Origin of the sequence: Nostoc punctiforme PCC 73102, assembly GCF_000020025.1 — a bacterium.
In the GTDB taxonomy this organism is placed as follows: domain Bacteria; phylum Cyanobacteriota; class Cyanobacteriia; order Cyanobacteriales; family Nostocaceae; genus Nostoc; species Nostoc punctiforme.
In genome coordinates this window covers 3062337-3084068 of sequence record NC_010628.1, presented here as the reverse complement: position 1 = coordinate 3084068, position 21732 = coordinate 3062337, and the positions used below count along the sequence as shown (strand labels likewise).

The 21732-nt window shown below is 39.3% G+C and carries 8 protein-coding genes; 1 reads left to right on the top strand and 7 read right to left on the bottom strand.

Annotated elements, in window-relative coordinates; translation table 11 throughout:
* Window positions 1–53: 53 nt before the first annotated feature.
* The gene (locus NPUN_RS12390; RefSeq protein ID WP_012409022.1) at window positions 54–638 is read left to right on the top strand and encodes a Uma2 family endonuclease; all 585 of its coding nucleotides are present in this window, start codon (window positions 54–56) and stop codon (window positions 636–638) included.
* Window positions 639–709: 71 nt separating this feature from the next.
* Here NPUN_RS12390 and NPUN_RS12385 read toward each other — a convergent pair whose 3' ends face one another.
* The 7 genes from NPUN_RS12385 to NPUN_RS12355 form a co-directional block, all read right to left on the bottom strand.
* Window positions 710–1138, bottom strand: a complete 429-nt coding sequence (locus tag NPUN_RS12385) for a hypothetical protein (RefSeq protein WP_041565353.1) — start codon at window positions 1136–1138, stop codon at window positions 710–712.
* A 25-nt stretch (window positions 1139–1163) separates the two neighbouring features.
* Window positions 1164–2882, bottom strand: a complete 1719-nt coding sequence (locus NPUN_RS12380; protein ID WP_012409021.1) for a GUN4 domain-containing protein — start codon at window positions 2880–2882, stop codon at window positions 1164–1166.
* A gap of 30 nt (window positions 2883–2912) precedes the next feature.
* Window positions 2913–4940 carry an ABC transporter ATP-binding protein/permease gene (locus NPUN_RS12375; RefSeq protein WP_012409020.1) on the bottom strand — a complete coding sequence of 676 codons (2028 nt, stop codon included), beginning with the start codon at window positions 4938–4940 and terminating at the stop codon, window positions 2913–2915.
* 205 nt (window positions 4941–5145) lie between these two features.
* Window positions 5146–6324: a 2-benzylmalate synthase HphA gene (gene hphA / locus NPUN_RS12370; RefSeq protein WP_012409019.1), complete on the bottom strand. Its 1179-nt coding sequence runs from the start codon at window positions 6322–6324 to the stop codon at window positions 5146–5148.
* A gap of 83 nt (window positions 6325–6407) precedes the next feature.
* Window positions 6408–10628 (bottom strand): non-ribosomal peptide synthetase, encoded by a 4221-nt coding sequence (locus tag NPUN_RS12365; protein ID WP_012409018.1) that lies wholly within the window; start codon window positions 10626–10628, stop codon window positions 6408–6410.
* Complete coding sequence (locus NPUN_RS12360) at window positions 10625–18361, bottom strand: non-ribosomal peptide synthetase (protein WP_012409017.1); 7737 nt, start codon at window positions 18359–18361, stop codon at window positions 10625–10627. Before NPUN_RS12360 ends, NPUN_RS12365 begins: the two co-directional genes overlap by 4 nt.
* Window positions 18362–18445: 84 nt before the next feature.
* Complete coding sequence (locus NPUN_RS12355; protein WP_012409016.1) at window positions 18446–21676, bottom strand: non-ribosomal peptide synthetase; 3231 nt, start codon at window positions 21674–21676, stop codon at window positions 18446–18448.
* Window positions 21677–21732: the final 56 nt, after the last annotated feature.

Below are 21732 nucleotides of genomic sequence, written 5' to 3'. Positions count from 1 at the left end.
TCAAGTTAAACAGGCTAAAATATTAACTACTTCTTACAGTTGCGAAACAAGCCATGCAAAACACAGAAACTACGTTAAGGCTTCGCCTGTGGACAGTTGAAGAATACCATCGGATGGCTAAGGCTGGGATTTTTGGTGCAGATGAACGAGTAGAACTCCTAGAAGGAAAGATTATTTGGATGATTGCTAAAGGGACAGCCCATCGTTCGGCAGTGGGGAGAACAGATAGATTACTGCAAAATAGTTTGAGGAATCGGGCTTGGGTATGTATTCAAGACCCAGTAAAGTTAAACGCACGATCTGAACCAGAACCGGATATAGCTGTTGTTAAAATAGATCCACTAGACTACGCAGACCACCATCCCACTCCAAAAGAAGTTTATCTGATTATTGAAGTAGCAGATAGTAGCCTGAAACTAGACTGCGAAATCAAAGCTAAAGCCTACTCGCAAGCGGAAATTACAGATTATTGGGTGTTAGATGTGGTTAGTCGTCAATTGCACGTCTTTCGAGAACCAACTCAGGATGGCTATCAAAGTGAAATTATTTTGGCAGAAGACGCGACTATTTCACCTTTAGAGTTTCCTGATTTGAGCATTACGGTTTTAGAAATGTTACCGCCCGTCATTGCATTTTAGTTGAGAGTTAATTTTATCATCAATAACGTATTTAAGCCCGTCGTACCCATCTCCAGAGTAACAAAATAAAGTTATTTTCTAATATTAATATTATTTATTTTTGTTCCAAGGATTGACTGTTCTTTATCCTTAATTAAAAATTTAGAACTATTAATTCTCATAACTTCATAATTTTCTACCATAAGTACCGAACTTAAAGTAGCTATCATATCTGCAATGGATATCTTAAAAACTAGTGGTATCCTTAAGTTCAAAAAGGATTTTGGCATAGTTTTAACATTTAAATACAATTTTTTTTGACTTACGTACCATACCCCAGTAAATTTATTGCCTGTTATAAGTTCTTTAGGTTTAGAGAAAAGCAATGTTTGAACCGTAGTTTGCTCATAAGTCATATCATCTTTAAATTCAATAGTAACTTTTTCAGAGGATCTATCAAAACGCCATTTTCCAAAAAGTAAAATTTCTATTTCTATATCAGAATGCTTACTGTTACTCATGTTGATCCTCAAATTAGCTTTAGCTCTAATTTTTCCTATTCTTAATAAATGTACGATTACCGCATAAGAAAGTTTCGTTACAATTTTTTACACTAGAAAAGAATAAGTGCATCTGCCAAACTAACCAAGACTTGACTCGCCAAGCTCCCATTGAAAGGTGTTCTGTAGATGATTTTGGGGATAAGTCAAAACTATGTTGATCGTAGTGTAACCATTGGGCTGGCAAGTGCCCCATCGGTGTCATAGGGGACAATTTAAAAGTTAGTTGTTCATAGTCTAACCAGTTTCCTTCTTTTCGCCAACCAAGGCGATCGCCAAGTCTTTTTTCTGTTTCGTAGTCTACCTGACCACCCATTTCGCTCCAGATAGTTTGCTGAACAGTGAAGCCGAAATAGCCATAACTATATTGATCCCAAAGTTGATCGATAGTGTGAAGGTCTTGGCAAGAGAAGTTATCAATATCTTCCTTATAAACTTCATTCCAATAATTTTTATTCATGACTTTTAGCATTATTTTAGTGGTTTCAATATCAGCCTCTTTCCACTGATGTTGTGCTAGGAGATCCCGCAATTGGGTATAATCAATACCTTTATTGCTGGGAAATTTTTTTGGCAACGTAACATTGTTATTAGTCAGCCCTATTAATCCTATTTCTTCAGCAGGAGATAGAGAATCTGTAGAGACAAAATTTACTTCTGCTATACCTAGCGCTTTTCTTTGATCTGTTAGTTGCTTAGATATATAGTTAGAGATTAAATCAATGCCCTTGTCTAAAAAGACACCATTTTCGCTCAAATCAAAATTATGGATTTGCCAATCTAATAATTGAGATTGAATAAAAGCATCTTTTAATCTGGCTTTTTTCTCATAACTTGTCACCATAAAATCAAGAAAAGTTTCAGAAATAGCCTCGTTTTTTTCAAGGTTAAATAAGTTTGATTGATATTTTAAAATATTATCACCTAAATTTTTAATATCTCCAACAGTTGCGTAAAAGTATTCATCTACTTTTATGACTTCATCTATTAAAGATTGAAAGGGACTAAAATAATCTTGTAAAGAATTTTCAAAGTTGATTGCAGTGTGGGCAATTTTTGCTATTTCTTGACGAATTTTATAGGCTTTTCTTTGATATTCATAAATCTCTTGATATACTTCTAAGTCTTTTACTATTTGCTGAACAACTCTTTTTTGATTTTTTGTATCTTCTGCAAGGTTTTTAATTCCTTCACCAAGCAATTTTATTTTTTCTAGTATCAAGAAATAAGCATTACTCAGTAGCAAAACTGCTTTAAGATTTTCTTGCTTCTCCCATGTTAGTTCATCAAGTATTTTTGGATTTTGATGGTTTTTTTGCTCTAACTTACTTCTTTCATCTTCTAAGTTTTTTATAGCCAAATATTTTTGTTTAAATAATTCTTTTAAGTCATCAGCAAGATTTAATAAGAAATTATGATAATTATCCTTATAATTATCTAGAAAATCAATAATATGACTGTAATCCTTAATAAATAATTGGATTTCCTCAAAAATCTCTTCCTGACTAATTTCTTCTTTTCGCTTAATTATCCCACCAAGCTGATGATGATATCGAATGCCTTCTTTAATTAATCTCTGACGTTCTCTAATTTTCTTTTGAACTACTTTTACAGCAGTATTCTTAAGAACTGGTAATTGATAGGTTCTTTCATAAATTGAAATAGTTTTGTAAGTAATTAGTTGTCTTTGCTGTTTAGTTAGCATAACCTTGATTTTAAAAAGTACAAATATTCGTTAAGCTCTTACCCATTTCAACACCTTTGGGCCTTTGTCATAGCGGTAGGTAAAGCCATCATTAGCAGTAATGGATTTCCCAAGGCTAGCCTTGCTTCTGATGGTGTTAATGCTACAGTCTGTTAATGTCTGCATTTCCTTATGAGAAAGGCCTTCGATTGTACCTATCTCGATGGATGTTTCTGGTTGAGTTTGGGATTCATTTTTGGGTAAAACATCTATTGTAATTTCAGAATTTTTGGGAAGATTAATGACAACTTCTTTTGATTTTTGTAGTTGATAATCTTGTATGCTAATAAGTTGCCAGCTAGAATCTCCTGATAGTTCTAAAACCCATTGATGATAATTAAACAAACTTTCTCTATGTCCAACACTGATAAAAGTTGTTTTTGTATCTTGCAACTGTTGATATAAACTCTCTTCATTTTTCAAATCTAAAGCACTTGTTGCTTCATCTAATATAGTAAATCTAGGATGAGTAATTAGTAGCCGTGCAAATGCAAGGCGTTGTTGTTCTCCCAGCGATAATATGTTCTCCCAAGGAACTTCTGTATCAAAGCCATCTACTCGACTCAATAAATTTTGTAGGTTGACTTTTTGTAAAACTTCTTTGAGTTCTGCATCGGTCATCTTATGAGTTGTATGAGGATAGAGTAACTGTTCGCGTAAAGTTCCCAAAATTATATAAGGACGTTGGGGCAAAAATAACACTTCCTCTAATGGAGGCCGCACCAGACGACCAGTACCTGCATTCCACAAACCAGCGATCGCTCTCAACAGAGAACTTTTACCTCGACCACTAGGCCCCACAATCAATAAACCTTCTCCTGGCTGAACAGACAATGATAAATCTTCAACAATCACCTGCTCATAGTTGGGTGTTTGTAAAGTGACATTCTCAAAAGCGAGATGATTTTCTTCGATTGTTTTAATAGTACTTACTTTCTCTGGCTCTTTGTTGACAAATTCTATCGCATCTGAAAACTCACCCAAACGTTGAACGTAACTGGAAAATCGTCCCGAAGTTGCAAATTCTCTAATTAATTCTGCCATAGCAGTAGCAAACAAATTGCAAGCTAAACTGGCTTGGGCAATTTCTCCAAATTCAATTTCACCTCTAATCTGTAAAGGCCCAAATACTATAAATGGAAATATTTGGATAACCGCCTGATATCCTCTGTTAAAAATATCCTGAGTTAACTCCCAATTAATCTTGCGTTTAGCACTTTTAATAATATTATTAAATCTTCGTTTGATTATATTTAATTCTTGTTTTTCTCCCTGAAAGAAAGCTATTGATTCAGCGTGATTACGAACATGAGTCAGTCCATAAGTATAGTCTGCATCAAATTCGAGTTCTTCTTGTTTAATCTTATTTAATTCTTGAGCCAAATAAACAGCAATTAAATTGCCTATTATCGTATAAACAACTAATACAACTGCAACAAATTGCGAAAGAGACCAGAGAATTACTAAAAAAGTTGCCATTTCCAGCACTTTCTCTAAAAAAGTAGCCGAAAAAGTGAGAGCATTTCTAATCAATGGTTCGATTTCTTGGGATATTCGTTGATCTGGATTATCAATATTGGATTTAAAATTGATTTTATAATAGGCACGATTGCTCAAATATTTTTCTAAAATATGATTATTTAGCCATTGATACCAATCAAGAGCGATTTGTTTTCTAACAAATTTAGAAAATCCTACTAAGAGCGTTACGCAGACAAGGGCAGCACCATAAACTAATAATGTATTAATAAATTCATTAAAATCTTTTTCTTCAGTAATGATATCTAGCAAATAGCGGCTAACAAAACTATTAAAGGCAGTTACGCCGACAAGCATTATTATTAATAATATCAGGATAATGAGCATTCCCCATGCACGAATCACGTCTGGAAATGCTCGTCCCCGTGCCTCTGTGGGATACCAGTAAGGGCCTGCGATCGCTTTGACATCCTCCCAAAATTGAGTAAAAGCCGAAGGAGTATTTGTTATAGGTTGATTGTGAACGGTTTTGGCTTGCATATTCTAAAAATCAGTTGAGGCTCTTGAGGCTGACTGAATAATTTTGGTATTTTACTATATTGACTACATTCTTTGTTTTGCAATGCTTTTAAGGGTGTTACAGTAATATGCAAACAAAGTCTATATATTTTAGCTGTAGAATGTAACTCGCGCATATTTCTTTCCATCCCATGACAGTAGCGAGCTACTAATATGAGAAGATGAATTATTTAAACACCCCATTTTTCCATAACTCCAATACCTCCTTAGCTGTAAAATAGCGTTCTTGCTCAACAGCAAGAGATTTAATCACTGAGCGCATTTTTTCATATTGATTTCTAGGTTGGGGATTTTGTAGTTGCTTTTCAAATAGATATTGAAAATTACTAATTCCACTCCATTTACCGAAGAGAACCTCTATGGTGTTGTAAGGCAAAGCAGCATAGCTTTGAGGGTCGCTAAACAAAGAATTGACATGGATGCCTGATTCGTGGCGTTGAGCAGTTTGAGAGTAAGGGGGAGCAGGACGAATTCCCAGTTGCTCAATGTAATCAGTCACGGCGGCGATCGCATCATAATTAATCCCTTTGACTTCAATTCCAAAGCGGACTCGCAACCCATTCAATACCTGCTCAATGGCAACATTTCCGGCTCGTTCACCAATCCCGCAAAACGTACCCGATACTAAAGTCGCTCCGGCGATGACAGACTGGAGAGTATTTTCGAGAGCCAAGCCCATGTCATTGTGGTAGTGTACCCCGAAAGCAACCCCAGTTGTACGTTGCAGCAGGTCGTTAATCCAGATATAGCTCTTTTCTGGAGTGAGGACTCCAACGGTATCACAGAGCATAAAATGGTCGAGATAAGGGCTAAAAGAGCGGATACATTGCACTAAAAAGTCAAAATCGGCTCTTGAGGCATCTTCGGCGGCAAAGTCTACAGTGAGTCCAGCAACTGTAGTGGCATAGTGCAAGTTTTCGACAATTAAATCAATGGCGTTTTGGCGAATTCTCTCAATTACTTTTTTTGGGATATCATCATCAATGGTTTTTCCTTTAAACTCGTTCAACAAACGGATCTGAGGATCTCGCAGAAACAGCAGGCGATCGGAAAGGCCGTAGAAAAGGATGATGCGCTTAACTCCGTACATTTTGGCTTGATCGATATACTGCTTTCCCGTCATGGTAGCAGCAGCGATCAGACTATCCAATCCTTCCGATACTAATGATTTGACTAGCTCTTCTTCTTGCTCATGAACACGGGGCATCATAGATAATCTATCTACTCCAGTTTGGGCAATTAAATGGGCTAGTTTTTGCTTAGTTGGATAAGAGAAGAAGATACCTGCTTGTTGTTCTCCATCCCGGAGAGTTTCATCAGAAATTATGATAGGAAGGGTTTCCATTGTTTTAGACCAATTCAAAATTTAAAATTAAGAAAGTCAAACTAATTCAAAAAAATCAATGATTGTAGGCAACGCTTTTTTGCTCATTTCTGTCCTGGTTTCTCTAGCATCACACTCTGTAATTGTGTGGCTAATAGTTTGACGTTGGGTTCATAAAGCATTCCGCCGTGGTTTCCAGGTACAGAAATCACCTTGACAGGCTTTTGAGTATAAGTTTGCCATCCCCAATCGAGTAAATCGTAATCAGAAAAAGCTTGGATTTCTTGCAAAACGATTTCATGAATCTCTTGAGCGCGAAATAAAACAATCGGGGCAGAAATTGGATGAGTAGGCTGATAATGCGCGTAATTGAGCGTTAGTCCTTTCATTACTTTCATATTGGTTTTGAGTAAAGAAAGGGTGGAGTGTTCCGGTAAAACATTATTTCGGTACAAATACTCTGCCGCCAGTTCCCACTTGGCTTGGTCATTGGGTTTAGTAGCTAAATCGTTGTATTGCAGTCCTAAAGAAACTCCCTTTAAGGCTTCAATCCGTCGAATCAACTGCCAAATCCAATCAAGCTCTGCTCTATCAGTAAAATACTCAGGTTTAGAAACTAGTCCAGCGTCCAAGATAGCTACTAAACTCACCGTTTCACCTTGCTGTTCTAGCTGAGAAGCTATTTCAAAAGCAACGGCACAACCTGAAGAATATCCTGCTAGTATGTATGGACCTTGAGCTTGCTGTTGACGTAATACATCAATCAGTTGATTCGCATGGGCTGCTACTGATTCAGGGAGTGCGCTAAGTCCGTCTCTTCCTGGAGTTTCCAGTCCATACACTGGACGTTCAGTTCCTAAATTAATTGCTAAATCTCGAAAATAGAACCCGTGTCCGTTTGCGCCAGGAAGAAAAAATAGAGAGGTTGCATCTCCTTGAGGTTGGAGTGAAAGTAAATCAGGATTTAACTGTTGAACCTCAGTATTACAAAGTTGTTCTGCTAGTTGAGCAATAGTAGGATTCTGAAATAAACTACTTAAAGAAAGCTGTTGCTCAAACACCTGTTGAATATTGTTGAGCAGTTTGATTGCTAATAAAGAATGACCGCCCAAGTCAAAAAAATTATCATGAATCCCAATCTCTTGACGTTCGAGTACAGCACACCACACTTGCGTTAGTTTTTGTTCAACTTCGTTGCGCGGGGATTCATACAAGCCCTCAATTACACCATTTGGAGCAGGTAAAGCTTTCCGGTCTATTTTGCCATTGGGAGTTAAAGGCAACTGATCCAATATGATGATCTGAGCAGGTATCATATAATCGGGCAGACGGGATTTTAGATGATTTTTTAATTGCCTAGACAAATCATTATTGATTCCCGTTACATAAGCAATTAAACTCTGGTTACTCTCAGTTTTATATAAGGTGGCAATTGCTTCTTTAACTAATGGATGTTGCAACAAAATCGATTCAATTTCACCGAGTTCAATTCTAAAACCCCGTAGTTTAATCTGATTGTCTATTCGACCCAGATATTCAAGGTTTCCGTCAGATTTCCATCTTGCTAAGTCGCCAGTTTTGTAAATTCGCTCAACCTTACCAAATAATTCAACTTCAATAAATTGTTGAGCGGTTAAGTCAGGACGATTTAGATAGCCTCGTGCCAAACCCACACCAGCGATGCATAATTCTCCAGGTATGCCAGGAGGTAATGGTTGGTTGTGAGGATCTAATATATAGATGCGGATATTAGATAATGGTTGACCAATCGGTGGTTTTTTTCCATTAGGATGACAAAGTGCGATTCCTGCGGCAAGCATAGCTAACGCAGCATTAACCGTAGATTCCGTAGGGCCGTAGCAATTAAAGAAACACCGTCCCGTTGTTGCCCACTGAGTAACTAATTCGGCTGGACAAGCCTCACCACCAACGGTTAGACATTGCAAATCGGGTAAGGTTGCTTGAGGTAAGACAGATAAGGCTGAAGGAGATAAAAAGCTGTGGGAAATTTTGTGATGAGTTAAGAAATCAACTAAGATTTGACTGGGTAACAAGGTTTCTTTTTTAGCAAGATACAAGCAAGCACCTGTGGTGAGGGTAGTAGCAATTTCACCAATAGACAGATCAAAACTAAAAGAACCAAACTGAAGCAAACGGCTGTTTTGTTTAACTTGAAAAGTTTTCGCCCAAGCCAAACTTAAATTGACAATTGCGCGATGCTCAATCATCACTCCTTTTGGTAGTCCCGTCGAACCAGAGGTATAGATAACATAAGCTAAACTATCAGGTGTACTTTGGGAACTGGGATTATCGGTTAACTGCAAACTAAAAATTGCCTTATCCAAAAAAATGACTTGACAAGTGTATTTCAGTTCACCCAGGGGTAATTGGTGTTTGACGAAACTTTGAGTTAGTAACACCGATGTCCCAGAATCTTCTAACATGAACTTAATCCGCTCTTGGGGATAATTGGGATCAATCGGTACATAAGCGCCACCCGCTTTGAGAATACCGAGTACACCAACGATCATTTCCAAAGAACGTTCAACGCAGATACCAATTAAGGTGTCTGGCTGAACTTGGTGATTTTGAATCAGGTAATAAGCCAGTTGATTAACTTTTTGATTCAGTTGTTGGTAAGTTAGGCTTTGGGATTCAAAAACCAAAGCAAGATTATCAGGGTTTTTGGCAACTTGGGCTTCAAACAGTTCAACTAAAGTTTTATCGTGGGGATAATCAGTTTGAGTTTGATTCCAGCATTGGAGTTGTAGCAGTTCGGCTGCTGTCATCAAAGGCAAAGTATTGATCGGTTGTTGAGGATTATCAATAATTCCCTTCAGCAGAACTTCAAACTTTTCCGCCAGCCGTTGGATAGTACCCTTTTCAAAGAGATCGGTAGCGTATTCCCAAGAGCAATTTAACTGGTTGTCATATTCCATTACTATCAGTGTTAAGTCAAACTTAGCGATCGCACCCTTCACTCCCAGCCATTCAATCTCTAATCCTGGTAAACTCAGGTCGGGACTTTCATTATTTTCCAGTGCAAACATCACCTGAAATAATGGGTTATAACTCATACTGCGTTCTGGTTGTAACTTTTCTACCAGAACCTCAAAGGGAATGTCTTGATGAGAGTATGCATCTAAACAAGTTTGGCGAGTTTGTTGCAGGAACTCGATAAAACTTTGCTCAGGTTGGATTTGGTTACGCAGTACTAAGGTATTGACAAAAAAGCCAATCAATGATTCAGTTTGGCTATGGGTGCGGTTGGCAATGGGAGAACCAATACACAGATCGTTTTGGCGACTGTAACGAGCCAGCAGAATACTCAAAGTTGCCAACAAGGTCATATATAGACTTGCACCTTGCTGTTGACTGAAAGTTTTAACGGCATCGCTTAATTCTGGCGTTAAGGAGTAAGTATAGCGATCGCCTCGGTAGCTTTGCAATGCTGGACGGGGATAATCAGTAGGTAACTCCAGTAATGGAGGAGCATCGCCCAGTTGATGTTTCCAGTAATTAATCTGGTTTTCTAATACCTCTCCTTGTAACCAGTTTCGTTGCCAGTTTGCGTAGTCGCTGTATTGAATAGGTAATGGTGCAAGGTTTGGGGCTTGACCTTGGGCAAAGGCGGTATAAGCTTGCCGTAACTCCCGCACAAATACCCCCATTGACCAGCCATCACTGATAATGTGGTGCATATTGATGAGCAACACATATTTATGCTCCTTGAGTTGCAGCAGTTTTGCTTTAAACAAAGGGCCAGTACTTAAGTCAAACGGTTCTTGAACATAAGCATCGATAAAACGCTGAACGTTTGTTTCTTGATTCCCAGTCCCCAGTACCTGGTACGTTAAAACTTCGATGTCCTCTAAATTTGCGATCGCAACCTGGGGTTGTCCCACCACTGTGGGAAAATACATCCTGAGACTGTCATGCCGATTCAGCAAATAAGCCAAACTAGAATGCAAAGCATCAATATTGAGGTTTCCATCAAGTTGTAAAACCATCGGCATATTGTAACTAGCTGATGGCCCTTGGAGTTGCCCTAACAGCCAGAGGCGTTGTTGAGCAAAGGAAAGGGACTTGGGGGCATCATCTGGCAAGGTCGGAATTTCTTCTGCCATGACAGTTGTGGTTTTAGCAGAATTTAAGAATGCTAATATATCTGCTTTGTTGGCTTGAATTTCCTGCTTGAGTTCAGAAGTTAAGGCATTTTTACTAGTACGAATTCGTAATTTATCGTCTTCAGCCCATATTTTGCAGCCCATATTTTGCAAACGAAGCATTAAAGAAATTAATTGCTGATTTTGTGTCATAGTCATAGTTCAATTTCCTCTTCGTCTGAGTTTAAAGGTTGCATATCTGCGGTGGAGGAATTTACCCAAATGCAGCTATCGAGATAACTTGCCAATTCGCTGAGAGTGGGAAACTCAAATATTTTACGCAACGCCAGTTCTACTTTGAATTTGTCGCGGATGCGGGCAATTAATTGGGTTGCTAATAATGAATGACCGCCTAAATTAAAGAAGTTATCAGAGCGAGCGAGCGCTTCATATTTAAGCAGCTTCGCCCACAATTCGGCAAGCAATTTTTCTGTCGAGGTTACAGGCAATTCAATGTCTGTTGAGGAAACGGTTGCATTTGGCGCAGGTAAAGCTTTACGGTCTACTTTTCCATTTGGTGTTAGTGGTAGTTGATCTAAGACCATGAAATGGCTAGGAATCATATAATCAGGGAGATTTTTAGCTAGAAAATCTCGCCATTCTGCTAATAACGCTGGATCAACTTGATTGGTGCGATATTGCAACGGTTGATTTGCATAACGTTGCCAAGGTTTCTGTCGCAAATTTTTATTCTGAGCAAATCTTGGCAATATTGCCTGTCCAGGGATATTCCGTTGAAAAACAACATCGTAATCGGAAAATCCTGTGGAACTATATTGAATAAAAGGCGTATAGGGCAAATCTCTCGCTAAAGTTCGGAATGCTTCGGGTTCTATGCCTAATTTGGCTTGAGCAACTGCCGCTTTTAAGTCTGAAACAGTACCATCTAATTGAGTACTTTCTTCTAACAGCAACATTTCTGAAGTTAGATAAGCATTGGGAACAGCTTTAATGCCTAGTAAATCTGGTTGCTGAGTCGTTAAAATTCCCTCGATTGTTTCCAAATTTAATTGCTGGCTCTGCCAATCTAACCATTCAGGTTCCGCAAGGGGAATATCTGTTTGATCCAAATGTAAAACAACGTCATAACGAAAACGGTTCATTTCTGTTTGAGCAGAACCTCGTTTCAATTGAATTTGTACATTACTAATTCGAGGAAATTTTTGTTTGAGAGCGATAAAGAAATTAGGATCAATCAATAATTCGCCTTCAGTGCGGATGCTTTTTTTAATCTGTTGACGCAAGTCTTTAATTGATAATTCATCAGGGGCGCGATAAAACTCAACTGCGGTGTGGAAAGCTTCTAATAAATGGAGATTTCGCACATCACCAATAAAGATTGTTCCCTGAGTTCTCACAGCTTTGAGCGCCCCGTCCAATACTGACAATAAGTAATCTAAAGAGGGAAAATACTGAATAACAGAATTTAGTATTACCAGGTCATAATTATTTATTTCAATGCCTTCAAACTGGTTAGCTGCACCTTGTTTTAAAGTAACTTTTTCCTTAAGAGACTGCTGTTGAAGATGTTGTTCAATATAATGCAAACCTGCTGCTACAAGGTCTGTACCCAGGTACTTTTGACAATGGGGAGCAATTTTCAACAATAACATCCCTGTCCCACAACCGATTTCCCAGACCCGTTTGGGTGCAAGTTCTAGAATTTGCTCAACAGTTTTATCCCGCCATTCTTGCATCGCAGCTTTGGGATAAGGTTTTCCTGTATAGCTATCATTCCAACTAGCCAAATTTAGCGTTGGGTCATCTTCTATATCTTGTGGTTGATGGTAGGCATCATTGAAAACTTGTTGCCATAATTCCACGTGTTCACCTTGAAGGTCTTCATCCTCTGTTCCTGTTGGGACAATGTATGCTACTAGACGTTGATCGAAATCACTGTCCTCTCGGATAATGACAACTGCTTCCTGAATTTTTGAGTGTTTGAGTAAAGACGCTTCAATCTCACCTAATTCAATGCGGAAACCACGAAGTTTGACCTGGCGATCGCTGCGACCTAAATATTGCAAATTCCCGTCGGGTAGCCAACGAGCTAAATCACCAGTTTTATAAATCCGCTCAGTTTGATTGAACAGTTTGATGTCAATGAATTTTTCAGCACTCAGATCGGGACGATTCAAATAGCCCTGTGCTAAACCCGCACCTGCAATGCAGAGTTCCCCAGGAATACCAGGAGGAAGGGGTTGGTCATAGCTATCTAAAATATAGATGCGGGTATTGGCAATGGGCTTCCCGATGGATACTACAGCACCTTGAGAATAATTTCCTCTCTCAAAAGTATTTATCTGATAGATATCTGACCAAATTGTGGTTTCTGTTGGGCCATAAACATTCCAGAGTTCAGCACTTCTTTCTAGTAGTTGATTAGCAAGTTCCCAGGTTAAAGCCTCACCGCCGCAGAGGATTTTTAGTTGTGTTGAACCTTTCCATCCGGCGGCTAATAATATGCGCCAAGTCGCTGGAGTCGCTTGCATGAAAGTGATACCATTAAGCAATTGTTTTGATAACTGTAAACTGTCAGAAGCAATTTCCCGACTGACTAGAACAATTTTGGCTCCTACTATAAGAGGCAAATAAATTTCCAGTGCAGCAATATCAAAGGATATAGTGGTGATAGCCAGAAGAGTATCGGACGCAGCTATTCCAGGCTTTTCCCTCATCGAATATAAAAAATTAGTCAGTGAAGAATGACAAATTGCTACACCTTTTGGCTTTCCTGTAGAACCAGAAGTATAAATTACATAAGCTAAATCATCAAGGCTACTTTGTAAGTTGATATTATTTGTTGGCTGATTGTCCCATGTTTCTTTCTCTAGAAATACTACTTGACAGGGGTTTTTTAGTTTTTCTAGGGGAAGTTGCTTTTTGATGGGGTCTGTTGTTAGTAATACAGAAGCATTACTATCTTCGAGCATTAAATGAATGCGATCGCGGGGATAACTCGGATCGATCGGCACATAAGCGCCACCCGCTTTGAGAATAGCAAACAAGCCAATGATCGTTAAGAGCGATCGCTCCACGCAAATCGCAATCAAGGGATTATCAGGTAATTGTTGCTCTTTTTTGAGTCCCAACAAATAATGCGCTAGCTGATTGGCTTTTTGGTTGAGTTCTTGATAACTCAGGCTTTGATCTTCAAATACCACCGCAATGTTATCGGGCGTTTTTGCTACCTGTTGTTCAAACAGATTTACCAAAGTCTGATTTTTGGGATAATTAATATCGGTTTGATTCCAAACTTGCAGTTGTTGAATTTCTGCTGTTGTGATTAAGGGTAGCTGATGAATCGGCTGTATGGAATTTTGGATAATTGCTTCCAGCAAGACTTCAAAGTGTCCCGCCATGCGCCTAATTGTTTCTGCCTCAAATAAATCTGTGGCATATTCCCACATACAATGCAGTCGATCGCCCCTTTCGGAAAAATCTAGTGTTAGGTCAAATTTGGCAAATGGTAAACTTTGCTCTAAATATTGAATATCAAGCCCTGGTAAACTAACATTTTTCCCCGCTTCTTGAGTATTTTGCAACACCATCATCACTTGGAATAAGGGATTATGGCTCAGACTGCGTTCTGGTTGCAGTTGTTCTACTAAATACTCAAAGGGAATATCTTGATGAGCGTAGGCATCTAAGCAAGTTTGGCGGGTTTGTTGGAGTAACTCACTAAAACTTTGCTCTGGCCTGACTTTGCTCCGCAATACCAAGGTATTGACAAAAAAGCCGATTAATCCTTCTGTGTTGTTATGGGTACGGTTAGCGATCGCACTACCAACGCATAAATCCTCTTGACGGCTGTAACGAGATAGTAAAATACTAAAAGCCGTCAACAGAGTCATAAACAAAGTAACTCCCTGTTGTTGACTAATAGCTTTAAGTTTCTGAGTCACTTCATGACTCAAACTATATTCCTCACGCCCACCTTGGTAACTTTGTTGCGCTGGACGAGGATAATCGGTAGGCAAATCAAGTAATCGGGGAGCATCGCCTAGTTGTTGTTTCCAGTAATTTTCCTGGCTTTCTAAAATTTCCCCTTGTAACCAATTGCGTTGCCAAGCTGCATAATCGCTATACTGAATCGGCAACGGTGACAAATTTGGAGTATACCCCGCAGCAAAAGCAGCATAAACCTGTTCCCATTCGCGCTTAAACACCCCCATTGACCAGCCATCAGTAATAATGTGGTGCATATTGATGAGCAGGACATTTTTCTGTTCGCTAAGTTGCAGCAGTTTCGCTTTAAACAGTGGGCCAGTATTTAAGTCAAAGGGTTCTTGGGCGTGGCTATCAGCTAACCGTTGTACGGTTTCTGCTTGAGTTTGCGGATTGAGCGATTGCAGATTTACAATCGCCAGTACTTCTATATCCTCTGGATTTTGGACAACTACTTGCGCCTCTCCCTCCAAAGCTGGAAAATAGGTGCGGAGAATTGTATGGCGATCGATAAGATAATCAAAACTTGCACGCAATGCCTCAATATTCAACTTGCCTTCAAGTTGCAGAGCCGTTGACATATTGTAGGTAGCTGAGGTTCCAGTGCCTTCAAGTTGGTCTAAAAACCAGAGTCTTGATTGAGCAAAGGAGAGATTTTTAGGAGCATTTTCAGGTTGTGGTGTGATGGGTGGTAAAGCAATTACTGAAGAGGCTTTGTCAATTTCTGTTGCCAACTCAGATAAAATGCTTTGCTCAAATACCTTGCGGACAGATACTTCTACACCAAAAGTATCACGAATACGGGCAACCAATTGGGTTGCTAATAGGGAATGTCCACCCAATTCAAAGAAGTTATCTTGACGACCAACAGACTTAGCTTTTAAGAGAGTTTGCCATAAGGTAGCCAGCAATTCTTCTGTTGGGGTAACGAAGGCTTCAAAGTTAGTCGAAATAGCTGTATCTGGTGCTGGTAATGCTCTCCGATCTAGCTTACCGTTTAGGGTAAGAGGTAACTGTTCCAATACCATAATTTGGCTAGGAATCATATAATTCGGTAGGCAAATTTTTAGAGAGTCTTTGAGTTGACTGCTTAAATTGCTGGATTTTTCCTTTGCCGTGACATAAGCTACTAGCCTGGGATTATTATCAGCTTCATATAAAATTACAACTGCTTCTTTAACTAAAGAGTGTTGCAATAATAGTGATTCAATTTCACCCAATTCAACCCGAAAGCCCCGTAATTTAACTTGAGCATCAATGCGACCTAAATATTCAAGGTTGCCATCATCTGTCCATCTTGCCAAATCGCCAGTTTTGTAAATTTGCTCAGTTTTGCCAAATAATTCAACTTCAATAAATTTTTCGGCAGTTAAATCGGGACGGTTGAGATAGCCTCGTGCTAAACCAACTCCAGCGATGCACAATTCCCCAGGGATGTTAGGGGGTAATGGTTGATTGTGAGCATCTAATATATAGATGCGGATATTAGATAATGGTTGACCGATAGAGGGTTTTTTGCCATTCGGTTCACAACTAGAGATACTGGCGATAACCGTTGATTCCGTCGGTCCATAGCAGTTAAAGAAACGTCGTTTTGTGCCCCATTGTGTAACCAACTCGGCTGCACAAGCTTCACCACCAACAATTACGGCTTGCAAATTAGGTAATGAGGCTTGAGGTAATACAGATAAGGCAGAAGGAGATAAGGTGAAATGGGAAATTTTGCGATCGCGCAATAAGTCAACTAAAGTTTGACTAGGTAACAAAGTTTCTTTCTTGGCTAAATACAAACAAGCACCTGCGGATAAAGAAGTGGCAATTTCACCAATAGACAAATCGAAACTAAAAGAACCAAACTGAAGCCAACGGCTATCGTGTTGAACTTGAAAAGTTTCAGCCCAGGCTAAACTTAAATTGACAATTGCGCGATGCTCAATCATCACCCCTTTGGGTTGTCCCGTTGAACCAGAGGTATAAATTATATAAGCTAAATTATCAGGAGTACTTTGAGGATTGAGATTATCTATTAATTCTTGGGTAAAAGTTTCATTATCTAAACAGATGACCCCGTGTTTGAGTTTAGCTAGAGGTAATTGTTCTTTAAGGTGACTTTGAGTCAGCAACACCGATATCCCAGAATCTTCTAACATGAACTCAATTCGTTCTTTGGGATAATTGGGGTCAATCGGCACATAAGCCCCACCTGTTTTGAGGATACCGAGTACACCAATAATCATTTCTAAAGAACGTTCAACGCAGATACAAATTAAAGTGTCTGGCTTAATTTGGTGGTTTTGAATTAAATAATGAGCTAGTTGGTTCGCTTTTTGATTCAGTTGTTGGTAAGTTAGGCTTTGGGATTCAAATACTAAAGCGAGATTATGAGGGTTTTTGGCAGCTTGAGCTTCAAACAAGTCAACCAAAGTTTGATTAAGAGGATAATCGGTTTTAGTTTGATTCCAGTTTTGGAGTTGCTGACGTTCGCTTTCTGCGATTAATGGCAAATTATTAATGCTTTGTTGAGGATTATCAACAATTCCCTTAAGTAGAACTTCAAAATGTCCCACCATCCGTTGGATTGTTTTAGCCTCAAACAAATCGGTCGCATATTCCCATTCTCCTGTCAAACCTTGAGGAGTTTCGCGGAAAATCAGCGACAAATCAAACAGCGTCGTTGTGTTTTCCCACTTAAAACGGGTCAGAGTTGATCCAGGAATTTCTAGTTTCTCTGGAGTTCCACTTTGCAAGCCAAACGCCACTTGAAATAGGGGATGATGAGAAAGCGATCGCTCTAATCCCAATTCATCAACTAGTTTCTCAAAGGGTAAATCTTGATGGTCATAAGCATCTAGAGTTACTTGCTTGACTCGTTCAAGTAATTCTAAGAAACTTGGATTCCCTTGCAGATTGGTACGTAATGCTAGGGTATTGACAAAAAAGCCAATTAATGGTTCTGTCTCTCGACGATTACGATTAGCGATCGCAGAACCAACTACAATATCCTGCTGACCACTGTAGCGCGACAGTAACAGCGTAAATGCTGCAAGCATTGTCATAAACAGGGTAGTTCCTGATTCCTGACTTAAACGCTTCAACTTTTGCGTTAAATCTTGATTGAGTTCTAAAAACTCACTCCGCCCCTTGAAGCTTTGCACTGATGGGCGTGGTTTATCTGTGGGTAATTCTAATAGAGGTGGGACTGCGGCTAATTGTTTTTGCCAGTAATTAAGTTGGGTTTGCAGTACCTCTCCCTGTAACCATTGTCTTTGCCAGTGGGCGAAATCGGCATATTGTAGAGATAATTCGGGTAAAGGAGATACTTCTCCAGCGCAGAAAGCAGTATAAAGGCTGAACAATTCACGGCGAAAGATGTCCATTGACCAGCCATCACAAACAATATGATGGATAACCAGCAACAGCAGATGAGTTTGATCGGCCAATTGCAACAACTTTACCCGCAGCAAAGGAGGATTTGATAAGTCAAAGGGCTTTTGTAATTCTTCTGCTGCTAACTGCTGCGCTTTGCTTAACTGGTCTGCTTGTGTCAATTGTCGCCAGTCCAGCACTTGCATTGTCAGTTGCGGATGAGGGTGAATCACCTGTATCGGCGACTCATCGACAATAGAGAAACTAGTACGTAAGACCTCATGACGTTGGACAATTTCTGCGATCGCTTTTTCTAACGCACTTATATTTAGCAATCCGCTAATTTGCCAGAAAAACGGCACATTGTAGACACAATTTTCGCCTTCTAGTTGGTCAATAAACCATAGTCTTTGTTGAGCAAAAGAGAGAGGAAGGAGTTGTTCTCGTGATACGGGTGTGAGAAGTGGAGTTAGCCTGTGATTATTTTGCGGAGATTGCTGTTGCTTTTTGAGTTTTTGTAGGACTAATTCTCGTTTTTCTGGTGAAAGAGTTTCAAGACGTTTTAGTAAATCGCTCATAATATTTATTGTTTAAAATTAATTTTTTCTCGAACCACAGAGATGCAGAGAGATAACAAAAATATCGAGTAGTTGAATTAATACTTACAAAAGCAACTCTTGAGTCACTTCTTGGTCTGATAACTGATCGACTTCCTTTAAAATCCTTGCTAAAACATCATTTTCTGCTTGCTCAATTTGTTGATCGCTCACTTTTTGGGCGAGTTCAGCAATAGTTGAGTTTTCAAACAAATAACGTAGAGGAAAATCTAGAGAAAACACCTCTTTTAAGCGAGAAATCACTTGAGTAGCCAGTAAAGAATGTCCTCCTAACTCAAAAAAGTTATCGTGAATTCCTACCTGTTTTAATTTCAGAACTTCAGTCCAAATAGTGGCTAATTCTTGTTCAATTGGTGTGCAAGGAAAAACAAAATCAACCTCTATATTTCTTTGATCGGTATCAGTAGCAGGCAAAGCACGGCGATTGATTTTACCGTTAGGAGTTAGGGGAAATGCTTCCATAAAGACGAAAGCAGCAGGAATCATGTAATCTGGTAACTTTTTATTGAGGAAGTTTCGTAAGTTGCTAGGAATTGGTGAATTATCCTTTGCAACTAGATAGGCTACTAAGAATTTCTTCCCTGGTTCATCTTCCCGCGCAATAACTACAACTTGCTTGATGCCAGGATGTTTGGTTAAAATCGCTTCAATTTCTGCTAATTCAATGCGAAAACCACGAATTTTTACCTGTGCATCAATTCGACCCAGAAATTCCAGATTTCCATCAGGTAGACAGCGAACTAAATCTCCAGTTTTGTAAAGGGTATCTCCTTCAATAAAAGGATTAGAAATAAATTTTTCACGGGTTAATTTTGGTTGATTTAAGTAACCTCTAGCAACACTCGCTCCACCCACATAGAGTTCCCCAACAACACCAATTGGAACTCGGTGTAAATCTTCATCTAATAAGTAAACTGTCCTATCACCAATAGGTTTTCCAATAGAAATTGAATGGGCATTTTGAGCAATTTGTTGGGGAATTGGATAAGAAGAAGTAAAAACTGTACATTCCGAAGGGCCGTAAACATGAATAATTTTGGTTTCCGGCAATAGTTTTAAAGCGCGACGAACATGAGGTACAGAGACAGATTCTCCCCCAAACATTAGTTGTTTAATTTCTGACAACCCTTGTGGCATCGTGTCAATCATGAGATTGAATAATGCTGTAGTCAGAAATAAGGTGTTAACTCTTTGTTCTTGAATAATTCGGCTTAAGCCTTCAGGTGTGGGAATTTTTTCTGGATAAAGCACACAACGCCCACCGTAAAGCAAGGGTGGCCAAAGTTCTAGGGTTAGTGCATCCCAAGAAATAGATGAATGTTGTAGCCAAATCTGTTCTGCATCAAGGTGAATATAATCAACCCCAAACATAAAACCAATAATGCTACGATGAACAACTTCTGTTCCCTTTGGTGTTCCCGTCGAGCCAGAGGTATAAATGATATAAGCTAAATTTTCTGGATTAACTTCACTATGTAAATTGTCTTTTTTGTGTTTAGCAATTATTTCCCAATCTGAGTCAAGATTCACTACAGTTTGATTATTGAGTGGGAGCCTATTTTGTAAATCAGTTTGTGTTAGCAAGATGGGTGTTTGTACATCTTCCAGCATCAATGCTAGTCTTTCTGAAGGATAAGCTGGATCTAGTGGAACATAAGCCCCACCCGCTTTGAGAATAGCGAGTATTCCTATTACCATTTCTAGCGAACGCTCTACACAAATTCCCACCCTAACTTCGGGTTTAACTCCCAGCGATTTCAAATAATGGGCTAATTGATTGGCGCGGTTATTTAATTCCCGATAAGTTAAATGTTTCTTTTCATAAACAACTGCTATGGCATCGGGATTTTTTTCTACCTGTTCTTCAAATAAAATATGAATACATTTGTAATTAATAGAGTCTGTTGGTTGGTGGTTTTCTAGCAGAATTAACTGTTCTTCTTCATCTGCACTGAGTAAAGATAATTGGGAAATATATTGTTGTAAATTATCTGCCATTCCTGCTAGCAATGTTTGGAAATGTCCAATCATGCGGGCAATCGTCTGTTCCTCGAAGCAGCTAGTATCATAAACAATCCTGCCAGATAATTGTGAAGCAGGATTAATAACTAACGTTAGAGGATAATTCGTTCGTTCAAAACAACTAATATGACTAATTTCTAAAGTTTTTTTGGTTTCTTGTTCAGCAGAATTTAGCGGATAGTTTTCAAATACTAAAATACTTTCAAACAGTGGCAATCCGGTCGGAATATCACTCAGTTGTTGAATTTCTGCTAGCGAGCAATAAGCATACTGTTCTTGTTCTAATGCTTGGGTTTGTAATTGCTTGAGCCAGGGTAATAATTGTGTTTTTCCACTGACTTGTGTACGTATGGGGAGAGTGTTGATAAATAGTCCCACCATTGAGTCTACTTGCTCAAGCGTCGGTGGACGGCCGGATACAGTCGCACCAAAAACTACATCGGTTTCCCCACTGTAACGGGAAATTAGTAACGCCCATGCTCCCTGCACCAAATTATTCAAAGTTAAATGGTGCTGTCGCGCCGCATGTTGCAATTTTTCAATTACCGTTTGGGATAATTGAAAACTTTGCTCATTATATATTTCCAGTCCCCTGTTCGCTGTTCGCTGTTCGCTGTTCCCTCTCAATGAAGTAGGAACTTCAAATCCCTGGAGAGTTTCTTGCCAAAATTTCTTTGCTTGATCGCTATCCTGTTGCTGTAACCACTGAATATACTCTCGATAGGGGCGAACGTGTTGGAGGCGTAAATGTTCGCCTCGCTGATGTGCTTCATAGAAAGCTAAAACTTCTTTGAGAATAATCTGCATCGACCAGCCATCAAAGAGGATATGATGATGGCTCCAAATAAATTGGTAGGTTTCCTCCCCTAGCCGGATGATGGTGAAGCGCATCAGGGGAGCAACATCCAGTTCAAATCCTTTTTGGCGATCGCATTTCAAAAAATCCTCTAGATGCTGTTGTTGTTCATCGGGCGTGAAATTCCGCCAGTCCAGTTCTTCCCACGGCAGATCAACTTGCTTACTCACCATTTGCAAGGGCTTTTCGATCTCTTCCCAATAGAAGGAACTGCGTAAAATTGGGTGTCGTGCAACAACCTGTTCCCAAGCTTTCTGGAAAGCAGTAAAATTCAATTTCCCAGAGAGGATGCAAAGCAACTGCTCAAAATAAACTTCTGATTCTGGTGCATAAAGGGTATGAAACAACATCCCCTGCTGCATGGGTGAAAGTTCATAAAGGTCTTCGATATTGTTCATAAAACTACCTCTGGATTATTGGGGACTGGGGACTGGGAACTGTGGACTGGGGACTA